We start from the raw sequence: 1610 nt of genomic DNA, 5'->3' as shown, positions 1-1610 counted from the left end.
ACAGAGTTAAATAATAATTCTATGGTGAGTCATGTTTTTAATAGCACAGATTCCACAGTTCGCTCTACTCTTACTTTCGGAGGAGTCGCATTTACCGCAGACACAGCAAAGATCACTACTATAACATCTCCCTATACCATAGAAAACATAGAAAATGGCTTAGGAATACTAGTAGAAGAATTAGAAAGCTTTTTAGATTTTGGTAAAAACCCTGATAATGACTACTTAGATGATTTCTCCTATGCTTCTACAGAAGCAATAAAAATCCCTATCGTCAATAACCAAAGGATAGATAAAATAGTAAATATAGCCGCAGGAGGAAATGGAACTATAGCATTAAGAAACGATGGCTCTTTATATGTTTGGGGTGATACTACCTATAAACAGCTTGTTATACCACCACATCCTACTGGTTCTGCTACCATAACTTCTTTAGCAAGAGGAGAAAACCACTCTATGATACTTACCTCCCAAGGACAAGTAATATCATGGGGAGATAATAGCTACGGTCAAACAACAGTTCCACTTACTGCTTCTACAAACATAGTAGCAATAGCCGCAGGAAGATATCATTCCCTCGCCCTCTCCGCAACAGGAAATATTATAGCATGGGGTAACAACAATTTAGGACAAACGAACGTAGACACCAGCAGACGCTACAAAGCTATTTCCGCAGGAGAAAACTTTAGCTTAGCCATCGATACCCAAGGAAACCTCCATAGATGGGGAACTGCTGTACATAACCGTACCGTAAATACTCAAAGAAATAGATACCATCAGTTTCTTTCTTCAGGGTACTCTCACGCCTTTACCGTAGATACTTTAAAATACATAAATGGACTAGGAAGCAATGTATTCAAACAACTCAGCATACCTACCTATTTACTAAACTCTTATACGTGGTTTGTAGCAGCAGGTGCAAATAGAAGTATTGCCCTTTCCTCTAAGCGGCATCAGTATATTACATTTACTATTTCAAATAAAACGTACGGAGATATACCCTTTGTCCTGAACGCCACTTCCACAAGTGCCCTAGAAGTGAGCTATTCTGTTTCCAATACACTCATTTCTCTCAATAATAACACAGTGAGCATACATGGAGCAGGAACAGTAGCAATAACTGCCTACCAAACGGGAAATGAGAGCTACTTAAGTAGTCCATCAGTAACACAAGTATTGATTATATACAAAGCAGGTCAGAGTATTTCTTTTCCAGAATTAGGACAAAAAACGTATGGAGATGCACCTTTTCTACTATATGCTTCTGCCACTTCCACTCTAGAAGCAACCTATTCTGCTTCCAATACACTCATTTCTTTCAATAATAATACAGTGAGCATACATGGAGCAGGAACAGTAGCAATAACTGCGTACCAAACTGGAAATGATAACTACTTAAGTACATCGGAAACACAAGTATTGACTATAGACAAAGCAGTCCAGAGTATTTCTTTTCCAGCATTGGCACAAAAAAAGTATGAAGATGCACCTTTTCTACTATATGCTTCTGCCACTTCCACTCTAGAAGTAACCTATTCTGTTTCCAATACACTCATTTCTCTCAATAATAACACAGTGAGCATACATGGAGCAGGAACAGTAGAAATAAC

At 38.3% G+C, this 1610-nt stretch carries 1 protein-coding gene; it reads left to right on the top strand.

All coding sequences use genetic code 11. The features are described from left to right. Nucleotides 1-1610, top strand: a 1610-nt coding sequence (locus tag QM536_00875; GenBank protein MDI9355565.1) for a hypothetical protein, incomplete at both ends; no start/stop codon positions are given.

The sequence above is a fragment of the Chitinophagaceae bacterium genome, assembly GCA_030053935.1.
Lineage (GTDB): Bacteria > Bacteroidota > Bacteroidia > Cytophagales > JASGCU01 > JASGCU01.
Note: the sequence above shows the minus strand (reverse complement) of the source record. Positions and strands in the feature narration are given on the sequence as shown.